The 14,886-nt window shown below is 59.5% G+C and carries 14 protein-coding genes; 4 read left to right on the top strand and 10 right to left on the bottom strand.

Annotated elements, in window-relative coordinates:
- Position 1: 1 nt before the first annotated feature.
- Positions 2-730, bottom strand: a complete 729-nt coding sequence (gene hisA / locus NOW55_RS16825) for a 1-(5-phosphoribosyl)-5-[(5-phosphoribosylamino)methylideneamino]imidazole-4-carboxamide isomerase (protein ID WP_256401267.1) — start codon at positions 728-730, stop codon at positions 2-4.
- A 102-nt stretch (positions 731-832) separates the two neighbouring features.
- Here hisA and NOW55_RS16820 point away from each other — a divergent pair, with 102 nt between their 5' ends.
- The 4 genes from NOW55_RS16820 to NOW55_RS16805 all read left to right on the top strand — a co-directional run bounded on the left by NOW55_RS16820 (position 833) and on the right by NOW55_RS16805 (position 4,569).
- Positions 833-2,068, top strand: a complete 1,236-nt coding sequence (locus NOW55_RS16820; RefSeq protein WP_256401266.1) for an inorganic phosphate transporter — start codon at positions 833-835, stop codon at positions 2,066-2,068.
- Positions 2,069-2,149: 81 nt separating this feature from the next.
- Complete coding sequence (locus NOW55_RS16815; protein ID WP_256401265.1) at positions 2,150-3,295, top strand: inorganic phosphate transporter; 1,146 nt, start codon at positions 2,150-2,152, stop codon at positions 3,293-3,295.
- Positions 3,296-3,391: 96 nt separating this feature from the next.
- Positions 3,392-3,781 (top strand): ferredoxin Fer, encoded by a 390-nt coding sequence (gene fer / locus NOW55_RS16810; protein ID WP_256401264.1) that lies wholly within the window; start codon positions 3,392-3,394, stop codon positions 3,779-3,781.
- A gap of 248 nt (positions 3,782-4,029) precedes the next feature.
- Positions 4,030-4,569: a hypothetical protein gene (locus NOW55_RS16805; RefSeq protein WP_256401263.1), complete on the top strand. Its 540-nt coding sequence runs from the start codon at positions 4,030-4,032 to the stop codon at positions 4,567-4,569.
- A gap of 78 nt (positions 4,570-4,647) precedes the next feature.
- On the opposite strand, the gene NOW55_RS16800 is transcribed toward NOW55_RS16805, so the two are convergent.
- From NOW55_RS16800 to NOW55_RS16760, 9 genes are all read right to left on the bottom strand, one after another.
- The gene (locus NOW55_RS16800; RefSeq protein WP_256401262.1) at positions 4,648-5,745 is read right to left on the bottom strand and encodes a P-loop NTPase family protein; all 1,098 of its coding nucleotides are present in this window, start codon (positions 5,743-5,745) and stop codon (positions 4,648-4,650) included.
- Positions 5,745-6,503 carry a hypothetical protein gene (locus NOW55_RS16795; RefSeq protein ID WP_256401261.1) on the bottom strand — a complete coding sequence of 253 codons (759 nt, stop codon included), beginning with the start codon at positions 6,501-6,503 and terminating at the stop codon, positions 5,745-5,747. The genes NOW55_RS16800 and NOW55_RS16795 overlap by 1 nt, the downstream gene beginning before the upstream one ends.
- Positions 6,500-7,306 carry a DUF8063 family protein gene (locus NOW55_RS16790; RefSeq protein WP_256401260.1) on the bottom strand — a complete coding sequence of 269 codons (807 nt, stop codon included), beginning with the start codon at positions 7,304-7,306 and terminating at the stop codon, positions 6,500-6,502. The genes NOW55_RS16795 and NOW55_RS16790 overlap by 4 nt, the downstream gene beginning before the upstream one ends.
- Before the next feature lie 182 nt (positions 7,307-7,488).
- Positions 7,489-9,441 (bottom strand): Env/VP5 family phage fusion protein, encoded by a 1,953-nt coding sequence (locus tag NOW55_RS16785; RefSeq protein WP_256401259.1) that lies wholly within the window; start codon positions 9,439-9,441, stop codon positions 7,489-7,491.
- Between the two features lie 8 nt (positions 9,442-9,449).
- Positions 9,450-9,632, bottom strand: coding sequence for a hypothetical protein (locus NOW55_RS16780; protein WP_256401258.1), 183 nt, complete (start codon positions 9,630-9,632; stop codon positions 9,450-9,452).
- Between the two features lie 200 nt (positions 9,633-9,832).
- Positions 9,833-10,324, bottom strand: a complete 492-nt coding sequence (locus NOW55_RS16775; protein WP_256401257.1) for a hypothetical protein — start codon at positions 10,322-10,324, stop codon at positions 9,833-9,835.
- Between the two features lie 676 nt (positions 10,325-11,000).
- Positions 11,001-11,219 (bottom strand): hypothetical protein, encoded by a 219-nt coding sequence (locus tag NOW55_RS16770; RefSeq protein WP_256401256.1) that lies wholly within the window; start codon positions 11,217-11,219, stop codon positions 11,001-11,003.
- On the bottom strand, positions 11,219-13,630 hold the full coding sequence (locus tag NOW55_RS16765) for a DNA primase family protein (RefSeq protein ID WP_256401255.1): 2,412 nt from the start codon (positions 13,628-13,630) through the stop codon (positions 11,219-11,221). Before NOW55_RS16765 ends, NOW55_RS16770 begins: the two co-directional genes overlap by 1 nt.
- Positions 13,631-14,355: 725 nt before the next feature.
- A complete protein-coding gene (locus NOW55_RS16760) occupies positions 14,356-14,538 on the bottom strand; it encodes a hypothetical protein (RefSeq protein WP_256401254.1) in 183 nt (60 codons plus the stop codon).
- Between the last annotated feature and the right edge of the window lie 348 nt (positions 14,539-14,886).

Raw genomic sequence — 14,886 nt, 5'->3', positions numbered from 1 at the left:
CCTACGACGACTCGACGGCGGCCATCGCCTCGCGGAGCGTGAACCGACCCTCGTACAGCGCGCTCCCGACGACGACGGCCGCCGCGCCCGCGCCACGGAGCGCACGCACGTCGTCGAGCGTGGCGACGCCGCCGCTCGCGACCACCGGGATGTCGACCGCCTCGACCAGCCGCCGGACCGGCTCGGTCTGGACGCCGTCGAGCCGACCCTCGACGTCGACGTCGGTGAACAGGATGCCCGCCGCGCCGAGGTCCTCGTACCGGCCGGCGGCCTCGGCGGGGTCGAGCCCGGTCCCTTCGGTCCACCCCGAGACGACCACCTCGCCTTCTTTCGCGTCGAGGCTCACGAGCACGCCGTCGGGGTACTGCTCGCTGATCTCGGCGACGATGTCGGGGTTCTCGACGGCGGCGGTGCCGAGGATGACCCGGTCGACGCCGCGGTCGAGCAGGTCCACGGCGTCCTCGGCGGTACGGATGCCGCCGCCGAGCTGGACGGTCACGTCGACCGCGTCGAGGATGGCGTCGATTGCCGGCGCGTTCGCGCGCTCGCCCTCGAACGCGCCGTCGAGGTCGACCAGGTGGAGGGTCCGCGCGCCCTGATCGACCCACCGCTCGGCCGCCGCGACGGGGTCGCCGTAGGTCTTCTCGGTGCCGCGCTCGCCCTGGACCAGCTGGACCACCTCGCCGTCCTGCACGTCGACCGCGGGGACGACCTCGAACTCGGGGAACATGGCCGAGGGTGGGCGACGGCGGGAGGTAAGTGCGACGGTCCCGGTTCACCGTCCGACGTATCGACGCAATCTTTGAAGTAATATCGAGCCCCAGATGTGCTCGTGGTCGAAGCACTGCTCGTCGTGGGTCTCGTCGTCGCGGCGTTCGTCGGGTTCAACATCGGCGGCTCGTCGACCGGCGTCGCGTTCGGCCCGGCCGTCGGGAGCGATGTCGTCTCCAAGGCCGGAGCCGCCGCGCTGATGACCGTCTTCGCCCTGCTCGGTGGGCTCACCGTCGGCCGGAACGTCGTCGACACGATGGGCGGGCGCATCGTCCCGTCGTCCGCGTTCACGCTGGAGGCGAGCATCGCCGTGCTGTTCTTCATCGGCTTCGCGCTGTTCCTCTCGAACCTCGTCGGCGTCCCGGCGTCGACGTCGATGACCGGCGTGGGTGCCATCGCCGGGCTCGGGCTGGCCCAGGGCAACCTCGACGTGGACGTGATGCTGACCATCGTGAGCTACTGGGTGGTCGCGCCGGTCGCCGCGTTCTGGGTCAGCGCGGTCGTCGGCCGCTACCTCTACCCCGCGCTGGTCGAACGGTTCGCGGTCGGCCAGACGGAGGGCTCGCTGCTCGTGCTGGACCGTTCCGGCGCGGTTCCGCGGCCGGTGTTCGGTCCCGGGACGACGCGCCGTGAGTTCGTCGGCACCGCACTCGTCGTCGTCATCGGCTGTTACATGGCGTTCTCGGCCGGCGCGTCGAACGTCGCGAACGCCATCGCCCCGCTCGTCGGGAGCGGGTACGTCGCCATGACGCCCGGTATCCTGCTCGCAGGGGCGGCCATCGGCGTCGGCGCGTTCACCATCGCACGGCGCACCCTCGATACGATGGGCAACGACCTCACCCAGCTGCCGCTGCTCGCCGCGCTCGTCGTCGAGGTGGTCAGCGCGAGCATCATCACCGCGCTGTCGGCCATCGGCATCCCCGCGAGCTTCGTCGTCGTCGCGACGATGTCCATCGTCGGGCTCGGCTGGGGACGCGCGACCCGGACGGTCCGGCTCGCTGATACGGTCGAGGGGCAGCGGCCGAAGCGTCCCCAGCGCCCGAACGTCGGCGCTCTCGCGGCCGATGCGGAGGACGAGAGCGTCCCGACGGTCGCAGACCCCCGGCCGGAGGGCGTCGAGGAGGGGAAGACGGCCGAGGTCCCGCCGATGGGCGACGAGGACCCCGAGGACCTCCCGGCGACGAGCGACCTGTTCGAGCCGCGCGAGACCGCCCGTGTCATCGCCATGCAGAACATCGTGCCGGTGCTGGCGACCGTCGCGGCGTTCCTGCTGTTCCGGTTCGTCCCGTCGCTCTGAGCCACGGTCACCCGGGCCGCGGGGCTCCGTGCGACCCATGGACCACCATTTTAAGATGGGTGTCCATACGACGTGGTAAACATGGTCGAACTCCTCTTCGCCGTCGGTATCGCCGTCGCCGTGTTCGTCGGCTTCAACATCGGTGGGTCGTCGACCGGCGTCGCGTTCGGCCCGGCCGTCGGCAGCGGGACGCTCTCGAAGCTGCTGGCGGCCGGACTGATGACCGGGTTCGCACTGCTCGGGGGGTGGACCGTCGGCCGGGAGGTCGTCAACACGATGGGGGGACAGATCGTCCCCCAGGCACGGTTCACGCTGGCCGCGAGCGTCGCGGTGCTGTTCTTCGTGGGTTTCGCCCTGCTCATCTCGAACCTCTCCGGCGTCCCGGCCTCCACGTCGATGACCGCGGTCGGAGCCATCGCCGGCCTCGGTGCGGCGAGCGGCAGCCTGAACATGGAGAAGATGGGCGAGATCATCTCGTGGTGGCTCATCGCCCCCGTGGTCGCGTTCTGGCTCTGTGCCGTCGTCGGCCGGTACTTCTACCCCTACCTCGCCTCGAACGTCGACCTCGAACCCGACGCCGACGGGAACGTCACGACGAAACAGCGGGTCGGCCAGGTGATGGTGGTCGTCATCGGCTGTTACATGGCGTTCTCGGCCGGCGCGTCGAACGTCGCGAACGCGGTCGCGCCACTCGTCGGGAGCGGCGAGCTCGGGCTCGAACCCGGCATCCTGCTCGCCGGCGGGGCCATCGGGCTCGGCGCGTTCACCATCGCTCGACGGACCCTCGACACGGTCGGCAACGACCTGACCGACCTGCCGCTGCTCGCCGCGCTCATCGTCGAGGTGGTCAGCGCGAGCATCATCACGTTCCTCTCCGCCATCGGCATCCCAGCCTCGCTCGCGGTCTCGGCGACGATGGCCATCGTCGGGCTCGGCTGGGGACGCGCGACCCGCACGACGACGCTCACCGAGGCAGCCGGGAAGGCCGTCAGCGGCGAGGCTCCCGAGCAGGTGGCCACGAAGAAGAGCGTGAGCGGGGCCCTCAGTGCCGACGAGCCCGGCGGTGAGGTCGCCCGGATCGGCGAGGAGGAGCCGGACGAGCTCCAGGCGAGCGACCTGTTCAACCCCGGGACGACCGCTCGCGTCATCTCGCTGTGGATACTCACCCCCAGCATCTCCGCGGCGGCGTCGTTCCTGCTGTTCTCGGTGTTCCCCATCTACGGGTAGTGGCCGACGGCAGGAGCGGTCTGTCAGGATTATTCTACATGTTCGAGAGGCTCAGAACAGCAAGTTCTTAGGGTAGGGGGAACCAACCGTCGGGTGATGCCCACGGTAGAATACCTCAACTACGAAGTGCTGGACGACCACGGCTGGGACATGGACGACGACGACCTCTTCGAGCAGGCCGCCGACGCCGACCTCGGCGACGAGGACTACGGCTCCCTCGAGGTCAACCAGGGCGAGTACATCCTGGAGGCCGCGGAGGCCCAGGGCTACGACTGGCCCTTCTCCTGCCGCGCTGGCGCGTGTGCGAACTGCGCCGCCATCGTCATGGAGGGCGACATCGACATGGACATGCAGCAGATCCTCTCCGACGAGGAGGTCGAGGAGAAGAACGTGCGCCTGACATGCATCGGCTCCCCGACCGCCGACGAGGTCAAGATCGTCTACAACGCGAAGCACCTCGACTACCTCCAGAACCGCGTCATCTAAACCAGCCACGGCGTACAAACCGATGCACACGCTCCGTCCCTGATTTCCGCCCGTCTTTCGGAACCATTGAAATCCCGGACGTGGGGCGTTTTTACTGCGGTTTAGGGATACCTGTTGTGTTCCCGGCAGAACCGCGTTTTTCACCGACAGAGTCGTCTCGCGGTGGCTATGCCCGTCACTTTCTCTGCCTGAAGATAATTCCCAGCCCTCCCGTTTGAATTAAACCTAGTGAGACACTATCGTGTGGTATGTCAACAAAAACATTCCAATCGAAAAACCAAACACAGCTTTTCCCCCGCTTCCACAGCTTCGTCCGTACGCTCGAATCGCACTCGCGTGCGCTCTGGGCTGCGATCACCGCACTCGCCGTCGGTGACGCAGCGTCTACGTATGCCGCTCTGTCCCTCGCTCGAGAACTAAGCGAGTCGAACCCGCGTGTGGGCGAGGTGAATCCAGCGACGAAAGGCTATCTCGAATTGGTGGATTCGGCGCTCTCAGCCATGGGTGTGACTGCTCACGAGCTCACTCTCGCCTCTCTATTCCCCCGGGTCTTGCTTGTGCTGGCAATTCTGTACGCTGGGTATCGAATCCTTCCAAGCGACTACCGCGCGCTTGCACTGCCCGTTTACGCATCGACACTCGGTTTCGCGGTAGTGAACAACACGATGCTCGCGATCCCACTCTACGAGCGACTCGTTTGGGACAGCGGTTTCCATATCATGATCGGACTGTTCGTAGCCGGTACAGCGTTCCTCGCACTGGTGGCTGTCGTTTCAGCTAATTCTTAAAACAACATGAGGGGGAGGGGGGTGTACCGCGACTCAATGCGCGGGCGACCACGTGTGCGCACGCGAAGCGAAAGCGAATCACTCGTTCTCGACAATCTCATCCAACTTATGCCGGTGATTCACACAAACCAAGGGGTCACCGGACGGATGTTTCGCATCATTCGGGCACTGACTCCCTGAATTCGTTTCAGCCTGGCACTGCGGTTTCTCATCGACAACCTCTTTTTCCTCGTCCTCACCGTCGATGTCCCACTCGAACTCGCCCTTATCGTCATAGCTGTCGTATTCTATGTTGGTGGGTGGGATGCGACCGAGTTCGTACTCGACGTTCTTGATTCGCATCTCTCCACTCGGGTCTTCCTCCAATTTGTTCCCGAGCTTCGCCCCCTTCTTGTCCTCCTTCCTGGCGTACACGACTTGCCGGCGGATGTCCTTCGGGATGTCCTTCCCCGTGTGCGAAATCAGCACGAGGTGGCAATTGTACTTCCGCATCAGGCGGATAGCCAGCCCGAGAACGTCCCCTGCACTCATGTCCTGGTGTTTCAAGCCCTGGGCTGCTTCGTCGAGAATCAGAAGTTTCGGGCCATCCGTCTCTTGCATCCACTCTTCGGCTTCACTCCACTTCTCCACCTGCTTGAACGGGTCTGTGTCGTTGTTCGTCGCGATCTCCAGCTCTCCGTTGTAGGCACGCCGCCCGCCCTCGGCGAGTGTGTATGCGAAGTCTGACTTCCCAGTACCGGTGTTCGACCCTTTCTTAATGGAGGGAGTAGGGCCGTATAGGATCATGTTCAGCATATTGTCGCGGTCGTCTGGCTTCCACAGATCGCGCGTGATGATGTCCGCGGCGCGCCAGCTGCTGGTGTCTGTGTCCCCGTCTCCGGTCGGCGCACCCGCGATACCGCGCATCGAGGACACGTCTCCCGACCGCACGGCTTCATGAGCGGTCAGCGTCTCGAGACGACTGAGCAGCAGCTGGTACATACCGTCTTCTTCGATGTCGTCTGGGTTCTCCGGGTCGTCGCTGTTGTAGTAGAGGACGTAGTTGGCGAGGGCCAGTGCTGTCTGTCTCGTCGGCGCGCTCAGGACTTCTGGTGGAGCGCCGACTTCGCCGTTGCTGGCCTTCTCGATGAGGGCTTGCTGGAGGTCTGTGGCCGTCCAGTTCTGTGCGTCACTCATTACTCATCGCCCCCATCAGCATCGTCTACAGAGGCTTGTGCAGCGTCCTGAATCAGCTGTTCAGCCTGCACCGCGACTTGCTGGTCGTCCATCTGCTGGAGGTTGATATCGCCATCCCTGACGTCTCTGAGTGCCTTCGAGAACATGTCTACGGCGTCCCCCATCGCAGACTCTCGAATCACTTCTTCATCGACCGTGATGCGCTGGCGTTCACGGGCGTCCTCGAGGAGCGCTTCGCGGTATTGGGCGATTTTCGCCCCATCGGCATCGTCACCGATCAAGTCCAAGTCGTCGGGGTACTTGTCGTCGTCAAACTCCTGCGCAGGCACAATCACCTGGTTGTCGAAGTCGATGGCGCGAGCAACAAGCACCTTCCCTCCCGTAATCAGCCTTCTATCCGGGAATTTCGTGCCGACAACACGGAACTTCGAGAACGTCTTCCGAGGGACTTTGATAACGTCGTGAACCCCGCTGTTCACAGGCGCGAGAGACAGTCTGATGCGCCGGTCGTCGAGATAGTCCTGGAGTTCGTATAACACGGCTGAGGAGCCAATTGTCGCACCTGCGGCAAGCGCGAGGGCGACGAACCAGTGCGCGAAGGTGACGCGTGGGAGGTCGATCCAGCCGAGATTCCCCGCGATCAGCAGCACGAGTAGTGCACCGGCGATGTAGCGCTTGTACCCGACAACAACATCGGCTACAGCATCCCATTTCGTCCGCTTCCTGCCTTCTGTGTAGTCTTCGTAAGCGTCACTCATCGACCATCACCCCCGCTGGTTTCGCTGTGGTCGATACCGACCGTCCCGCCCTCGATTTTCGTGCCGTCGAGCGTTTCGGGGTCGCCGGTTTCCTGCTTCCGGTAGAATTTGTACCCGACTCTGACGATGATTCCGGCCATGAACGCGCCGATTGCGGCGAGCGCGAGCCCGAGCGACACTAGCCGGTCAAGCACGGTTTGGCCATTTCCGGGCGTGTTGATGGGGATTGTCGCGTAATTTTCGCCTGCGCCGAGCGTCACGCGTGCACCGCCATCATACCTGGTCGCAGGCACCTCGACGCGATACGTACCTTCATCGAGGCTGTAGGTGTTGACGGTGCCGGTGACGATTTTCTGCGAAGACTGTCGAGTGTCGAGCCCACGGAACACGTCCCTGTACGCCAGCTCAACACCCGATGGGCGTTTCACGGTGAGTTCGAACCAGGCTTTGTCTTCGCCTTTCACGTACCCGTAGTCGTGAATGACGACGTTCGGCCCGACCTGCGCCGCCCTGTCACTTGTGTCGATTTCGTCGCCATTGCCGTCACCGACGTTCACCACAATCCCACCCGGAGATTGGTCGGAACCTGCGTCGACGTGCACTGTCTCATCGCCATCGTCAGAGTCGGTTCCGTTATCTTCAGGGGTTGTTGTTGGGGGCGAGGGAGTTGTTGTGGTTGTGTCGTTGTCTGGTGTATCTGTACTGCTGTTGTTGTCTGGCGCAACTGCTGCTGCTGGTGCCGCTAGCGCCCCGAGAAGGGCGACGGTTAGCAGTATTGCTGCGGTTTGTTTGCTTCGTTTCATTGTTGGAGGGAGACGAACGCGGAGACGCTCGCCGGAGTGGGGTGCCGGGGAATCGAACCCCGATTGGGCTTGGAAACCGCCAACCGGTCTATTACCCACGCGTGTGGCGGAAAACACGGCCCAGAAGGCCACACACCCCAAAAAATTGCAATATAGGTTGCGAACAAAACCGAGGAGTTCGGTTACTTGTTACCACCCCGACCCTTGCCGGATGTGACGACGTACGTATCGCCCGAACCTCCGCCACCACCGCCGTTCTGTTGGAGGTAGAGGTAAATTGCACCGCCAATCACGACCACGATGATGATCCCGCCGACGCCGAGCGCGTCGCCGAGACCGCTGAATAGGCCGTCCCCGCCGCCGATCGTCACCGTCGGATTCCAATTATCCCGGTATTGCTGGCGGTAGTCGAGGATCTTCTCGACTTCCTCGAGCGTGAGGGAAGCGTCCGTGGTTTGGGTGTTGTAGTCTTCGAGCGTCGTGGAATTCACCGATTCGCCGGTGGTCGGATTGTACATCGAATTGATGGTGAACGTGCCGTCAAGGGTGTGGTAGCCCTTGTTCACGCCATCGCTATCGAGGAAGATGACGGATTCACCGCCAGCGTTGGCAGTGTCGTACGTCTGATTCACTGTGAACGAGCTGTTCGTCACAGCCGGCGCCCAGTCGGTGTACAGCGCACCATCAAGCTCGACGCTTGCTCCGCCGTTCGGAGCGTACGTCCACGTCCCGATGTCAATCCGGGTCGCAGTCCCGCTTGCGGTCGCTTCAACGCTCGCGGTGACGGTGTCACCGTTTGTGAGCGTGCTGTAGTTCCCTGCGGTGAGGGCACCGTTGTACGTTCCGTCAGCGTTCCCATCGGTGAGCGGTACCGACGTAATCACGCTGTCGTCAGCCGTGCTGTGAAGCACCAACTGTGGTGACGAGATGTTCGTACCGTCCAGGTCAACGCTGAACGACTCTGTGCCGGTCACGATCGCGTTCGCACCAATCGACACAGATGTCATGTTGAGATCTGGCGTCGATGCAGTAACGGAGGTGTCACCAACGAACGTTTCACCCGAAGCAGGGGTGTAGGTCACAACGAAGCTGTTGTTGACGTTCGTGTCGTACCCAGCCGTCGCAGCCGCAGCGCGAGCCCAGGAGAGGCTTCCTGTGGAGTCCGTGTCGGTGCCGAGCGTGTTCAGGCTGCACGCGCTGTGCAGTTCCTGCGCGTCAGTATCGCTGAAGTCGCTGGCGTTGTAATTCGCGTAGACGTCCTCGACGTACTGCATGCTGTTGTTCGTGACGTAATCATGTTCGTCTTGGATAGCATCCCAGACGTTCGCCCACGACTGCTCGTGGTAGAGATAGTCTGCGTTCTCCGCGTTATTGTCATAGTTTGCGTACGTTTTCCCGGGTTCGAACATCCAAAGGGATTCGTCCCGGTCAGCGCTTGACAGGCTAGAATTGAATGGGTTGAACGTCGTGCTGGCGCCATTATCATGGACATAGACAGCATTGATTTCTGTCGTGTTACCGTCGACGAGATTCACCGTCCGGTTCACTGTCCCGAATGTCTCGGACGAATCGATCTGGTAGTTCAGCCCATAGTCGCTGCCACCGTCGTTGTCAGTCCACATCGTCTGGTACAATTCGCCGTTCTGGATTGTCGCCATCACGTAATACAGCTCTGAGGTTTGTGAGGCGTGAGACTGGATGACGTTGTGTTGGATTGCTGCGTAGTGACTGTCGATCGTCTCGTTGACCTTGTCTTTCGCAGCAGTCTTCGATGTGCCGTTTTGCAGGGCTTCGATGACGTCAGCCTTCACTTTACACAGGCATGTATTCCGACTGTGGTTCAGCTGGTTCTGATAGTTTGTTGTAGACAACTTCTGCTTGTCAAACGCTGACAAGCCCTGTGTGTAGGTATCAGCGTGTGTCTGCGCAACTGTTTCAGCCGGCGTTTGGCATTGCTTCACGTCGATTCCGAGGAATCCACCCCAGAACCCAGCAGACCCGCGCAGACTGCATTCTGCGCCTGTCGCGGCGTCGCCTGGGTCGGCGGCGACCGGAGCCACCGAGGCTTGCAGCATGATCGCTGCGACCAGCAGTAGCGTGCCGGTTTTCTTGATTGTCTGTGAATAGTTATTCATGATTCGATTCACCCTTGGTTGTACTTCGCGTGGAGGTACCCGAACGCAACCGCTGCGAGTCCAATGCTGAGGACACTGAACCCGGCGATAGCGGTCACTGAGAGCATGTCGAGCCCGGCGACGCCGGCCCCGACCCCCACCAGAAGACTTGGAATGTCGATGTCGATTGACGCTACACTAATTGTTGACATAAATTTGAATCACCTAATTGTTATTAGATTCCATCCAGGAGACGAAAATCCCGACAAGTACAAGCAGCATCAGCAGCGTCTGCAACCGCAAATCCGGCCCTAAAGTCAGCCGGATGATGTTGCCGGCAATACCGTGCAACATCGCAGACGCAAGCAACAAATGCAAATTATCCTTCATAGATTGTCACCTGGATGGAATTTTAGTCGAGATACACCACCGCAACTGCGCCGACCGTGCCAAGCACCATCATCGCGACGCTGAACGTGGTCGTGCCCGCGAAATCCGTCCAGAGATTCCCGACGTCGAACAGCTTCACAGCTGGGACGATGAGGAACAGGGACGCACCGGCGAGTTCGAGTGCGGCTTCATCGATGCGCGCTCGGAATTCGGCGGGAGACAACTTCTCGAACGCCATGTCCCCGGTTACGGGGTCTGACATGTATGCGCCGACGATCCCGACGATTGACAGGCCCATCGCCCATGTCACCACGTAGGTTGTGGCATCCCAGTCGAAACTGTAGAATTCTCCTGTGGTGGAGAACAATCCGCTGGCGCCGTGGGTGGGCAGGGCTGTGAATGAGCCTGTGAATTTGATTACTGCGGCATACCCGAGCAGCGCGATGAACGCGAACAGGTATGCGATGTTGTTCTGGATAGTGTCGATAACGTCTTGTGAATTGTTGATTGCCATATTTGATCTTGGACTTATTTTCACTCGACCAACTATTTCTCAATGGGAGCTGCGACAGAGCGTGGAGGGCACTGGCGTAGCGGGCGACTGTGTCATCGGTTCTAGATAAGTGTTTGTTACATTAAAGGGTTATGCGTCGGTTGTAAAACCGAGTGATACTAACCGGCTAGCACTATCAATCTGCTTACGAATCAAGAATTAGTAACTCCAAACGCACCCTCGACCACCTCGGCTTGCCGGCTAGCCGTCGCTACCAATGTGACTGCCGGGAACGGGGCTGAGCGGCGGAAATAATGCCGGAAACCCGTTCTCGACAGCGCATCGGTCGCTACAATCGTAGCGAGTGTTATTCTGACATCGGAGTCTACCGCTAAACAAAAAACATATTCCCCGCTCCGGGCCTATCCGGCCAATATATTCCGCGAACGCGTCGCTACATTTGATGCCAATTCTCATATATCGTTGATCCTCGAATATATTCCCCGCTCCGGGCCTAAGCGGTCAATATATTCCGCAAAATGCCGTGCATGGTCGGCCAAACGTCCCAAAGAACCCCCTATCATGCAGACCATGCAGACTGGAAACGACGGTGTCGGGTCGAAGTGAAGAGGTGGCAAACGCACCCCTCAGAATGCTACATCAAGAAAATGAAAAGAAACGAGGGTGCGGCGGAACGTCAGTTGGCTTCGACAGCCCTCTCAGCCCACTCGATGAATTCCCGAAGAGTCCCATCAATCAGATACCGATGCACCGTCTCATCTCCCACACGAATCGCGGCATCATACCGAATCAACCCCGACTCTCTGCCTTCATCGAGGAGGTAGTCCAGGTCGACCCCAAGACTATCCGCGTGATATTGCAGCACAGACTCAGTCGCGACTTCTTGATCCGACATTAGGCATCACCCTTCCGAGGGGCGAAGCGCGTACCTGGCTTCCGTTCCAGTTCACCTTCGTCGACCAGTGACTCCAAGACCGGCAGGACATCTCCAGCACTCTCCTCGATGCCACCAGCAACCGTCGGTGGCGTCACTCCGTCTTCACCAGCACTACTCTTTACCTCCGCGAGTACACGGTTACACAGGTCTTCATCGACACCATCCTCACCGCCTTTGTCGAGCACGTCGTCTTCGACCACGTGGTAAACGCCGTCGTCCTGTTCGATGACGCCACCCTCTTCGAGCGTGTCGACGGTATCGAGCAATCCGGAAAGTTCCTCCTCGTCACGACAGTGCTCGACAATCGACCGGAAATTAGCTTCTGAGTCGTTTTCCTCGTTCAGATGGGTGATAGCACTAACAACACGACCGGACAGGTCTTCGCACCCCTCATGCTCCGTGTCAGAGTCATCACCGCCGGCCATGGTCGGGACATCCACTTCATCGACCCGCAGATGAAAACGCTTCTGCGTGGACGTTATCGCGTGCCTGAACCCATGTTCGGTGAACGCCAGGTACTTCCGCGAATTCGCACCGTCAGCGTCCCCCGGATGGTACTTCTCGATGTCCAAATTCCCAATCTTGTTCAGTTCCTGCGCGAATTCACTCTCCGGCATCGGGGTCTCATCGTGATCATGACAGTAGCTCGCGTAGGCGCTATGAATCTCGTTGAACGTCAGGTAAACCGGCGTATCCGTATCATTGTACGTCGTACGGACGTTCTGTAGACATTCGTGCTGGAACTTCCAGAACGTATCTGCCGCCGACTGATACGAATCGAAGAGCTCCCGCTGACTGCGCTCGTAACTGAACCCATCATTCTCCCGGAGCCGACGGAGACCCTCTGCCATGACTTGCAGCCACGCAGCACGACTCTCATCCGTTGTCAGCTTGTCCTCTTTGTCGGAGTCACGAACCTCCTGCATCGGGTCATCATCATCAACTTCATCCTCCGGCAGGAACGCATACGGCAACTCGACCGGCTTGATACGACGGACAATAGCGCGCTTCTCTTCGTCGAAAATCGACGGTTTGTTCATGCCGAAAATCATCTTCGCAGTGTTCACCGCGCTGAATTTGTCCTGCCCTTTGAACTCGTGCGACGTAGCGTCGTTACCCGTGTTGTTCTTGATGGGTGCTGTGTTCACAATCCTCCTTGCCGACACTTCAGGGTCGAGATTCGCCCACGCACCCATCCCACCGGCCATCTGCCCAGACGCCCAACGCGTCTCCGCGATGTCGTGCAGCGACTCGGTCGAGACGTTTTCATGCCCCAACACCGCTCGCAGCACGTTCAGCAGTACCGACTTACCATTCGCACCACCGCCGTACAGCATGCCGAACCATTGTCGTTTATAGTGGTCGGTCAGCGTGTCTCCCATCATTTCCGCGAGCACCTTCGCGTCAATGTCGTTCTTCGTGATCTCGTCAAGGAAATCCTCCACATCGCTGGTATCGACGTCCGGGTTCCAAGCTGCGTTGATGCGCCGGGTGAACCGGTACTCTGGGTCGTGGTCGTACAGCTCCCAGGTTTCAACGTCCAGCACACCGTTTTCGACACAGCGCAGCGGCTTGTCACCGGCATTCATCTCGTCGACTGACGTCACCTTATTCGCGGCCTTCAGCTTCCGCGTCACCTCATTGACTTCGTGAGTGTTGCTGTGCCGTCCGAGATGTTCGTCCATCAGCCGACCGACGACGTCTTTCGCATCGTCAACGTAGTACCCGATGTCGTCGTCGTACGCGTAGAATTCCTCGATACCACGATTTTTGTCAACAAGATACACCCAATGGTAGTTGTCGTTCATGAACTCGACACACTTCTCGCGAGCCCATGACGTCACATCGCTCTTCGTCGTGACGTCGGTCGCGTCGACCATACTCGGGTCGCACCCGTAACCGGCCTTCACCATATCCCACGTCAAGTCTGTGTCTCCCATCGCGCGTTCCGCAGCAGAGGCGACACCGACTACGTCGCCGTCTTTGACGGAGGCGACGACGTTCAGCGCGCTATCAATCGACGATTCATCTTCTTCGAACTCACGTGCGAGCTTCAGGGTGATGTGTTCGAAGTTGATGCGTCCGTCGTGGTTCTCGACGATTTCTTCGATGCGCTCCTCAAACTCGTCGCTACGTTCGAGTTGGTTCTCGAACATCTCCTCGATCTCGTCGGTAATCTCGTCCGAACTGACTGACTCTTCGTCCAACTCGTCTGTGTCGGGAGAGTCTCCGTTAGCTGGGATAGAATCGCCGACTTTGCCGTCGATGTCGGAACCGTGGTTGTTGCAATCGTTGGTTGTGTTCTGTTCGTCTGCGTCTGCCGTGTGCGGAGAGTCGTCTGACTGTCCGCGGTTGTTGCTAGATACCATGATAGGCGTGCCACAACAAACTCGATCCCGTCTGGTTAGGACGGCTCGTCTGTTGCTTACCCTGACATTCCACCTTGTTTGTATTAAGGCTTTGGCAGATTCCGAGAAGCACGTCACCGCAGCTAATTTTCATCACGTCCGCACTTGCAGCGACAGCACCGACAGCAGTGTGGCGAGGGCTGACGGGTCGACAATATCTGGGGTATTGGGGGGTAGGCCATTTTCTACAAAGAGGTAGCAGCAATTGTAGCTCTGTGCTGGCTCTGAGTTTTTCTGATTACCCCCGATACCCCCGATATGGTGTTTTCATCGTCGTTACGTCTGGCGATTTCGGATATCGGGGGTGCTCTGGCACCTAGAGAGTGGCTGTACCTGCCGATTCCAAATGCGGGCCGTGCGTAACACCTACATGGTGAGACGATAAACGTCGGGTGTCACCGGTCAGGTGACTGTGGCGATTAGAAAAGCCATGATAGGCATGCCACATGACGGGGATGGTTCCCCCGTCTTTCTAAACTGATTAGCTAGTGGCATTCGTGGGTAATATTTAAGTTCTCTCGGTTCTTAGGTTAGTGTAGGACACATTCGTGTCCCGTGTCACAACATCTACCCGGGGTGGTGCCTCGGGACACTTTTCCTCATTCTCGACCCACTACCGGCAGGCAGGTTTGGCTTGCCGGCTAGTATTCTCTGTGATTCGCGTTGGTTTTATTGCTAGCCGGCTCCTACTTTTGCTTGCCCGCTTGGGCCTTGACAGGATCGCGTCCATATGCATAGTCCGTCTTTGTTTGGTTCCCCGTGGTGACCTTCCCCCTTTTTCTCTTGTCAAGGGGGATTTCATCTTCAACGCAGTTGGGTTCTCTCCCTCCTCCTTCGCTTTTCTCGTCTTCATCGCTTCCCAAAATCACGTGTCGTGTGGTGGTTCTCGACACCAATGTTAAACCTGTTTAGTCCTAAAATTAGTGTGTGATATAACAAATGAATAATGGTCAGGAAGTCGAGCGTGCGTTGGTCGAAGAGATCGCGTCGAGCGAGCGGAACCCTGTCACATGCAGCGTGTGTGGTGACGTCGCTGATGGTCTTCGCATCCTCAGGCAGTTCGTGGAAGAAGAATCGATTCAGAATCCGTGGGTGTGCCCCAGCTGCGACCAAGACCGGGGTGGTGCCGGGTGACGTTTTTAGCGTGTGCTCACTGCGACACACGGTTAGTTTTGATCGAGAAGGAGAATGCGGCTACATATCGCTGTCCCCAGTGC

This window comes from Haloarchaeobius litoreus (assembly GCF_024495425.1).
GTDB lineage: Archaea > Halobacteriota > Halobacteria > Halobacteriales > Natrialbaceae > Haloarchaeobius > Haloarchaeobius litoreus.
The sequence above is the reverse complement of the archived record's forward strand: the minus strand, read 5'-3'. Positions and strand labels throughout refer to the sequence as shown.

What these genes read in the sequence shown, in the direction of transcription:
- hisA (WP_256401267.1), bottom strand. Translation starts at nt 730, where the DNA reads ATGTTCCCCGAGTTCGAGGTCGTCCCCGCGGTCGACGTGCAGGACGGC.
- NOW55_RS16815 (WP_256401265.1), top strand. Translation starts at nt 2,150, where the DNA reads ATGGTCGAACTCCTCTTCGCCGTCGGTATCGCCGTCGCCGTGTTCGTC.
- fer (WP_256401264.1), top strand. Translation starts at nt 3,392, where the DNA reads ATGCCCACGGTAGAATACCTCAACTACGAAGTGCTGGACGACCACGGC.
- NOW55_RS16805 (WP_256401263.1), top strand. Translation starts at nt 4,030, where the DNA reads ATGTCAACAAAAACATTCCAATCGAAAAACCAAACACAGCTTTTCCCC.
- NOW55_RS16800 (WP_256401262.1), bottom strand. Translation starts at nt 5,745, where the DNA reads ATGAGTGACGCACAGAACTGGACGGCCACAGACCTCCAGCAAGCCCTC.
- NOW55_RS16795 (WP_256401261.1), bottom strand. Translation starts at nt 6,503, where the DNA reads ATGAGTGACGCTTACGAAGACTACACAGAAGGCAGGAAGCGGACGAAA.
- NOW55_RS16790 (WP_256401260.1), bottom strand. Translation starts at nt 7,306, where the DNA reads ATGAAACGAAGCAAACAAACCGCAGCAATACTGCTAACCGTCGCCCTT.
- NOW55_RS16785 (WP_256401259.1), bottom strand. Translation starts at nt 9,441, where the DNA reads ATGAATAACTATTCACAGACAATCAAGAAAACCGGCACGCTACTGCTG.
- NOW55_RS16780 (WP_256401258.1), bottom strand. Translation starts at nt 9,632, where the DNA reads ATGTCAACAATTAGTGTAGCGTCAATCGACATCGACATTCCAAGTCTT.
- NOW55_RS16775 (WP_256401257.1), bottom strand. Translation starts at nt 10,324, where the DNA reads ATGGCAATCAACAATTCACAAGACGTTATCGACACTATCCAGAACAAC.
- NOW55_RS16770 (WP_256401256.1), bottom strand. Translation starts at nt 11,219, where the DNA reads ATGTCGGATCAAGAAGTCGCGACTGAGTCTGTGCTGCAATATCACGCG.
- NOW55_RS16765 (WP_256401255.1), bottom strand. Translation starts at nt 13,630, where the DNA reads ATGGTATCTAGCAACAACCGCGGACAGTCAGACGACTCTCCGCACACG.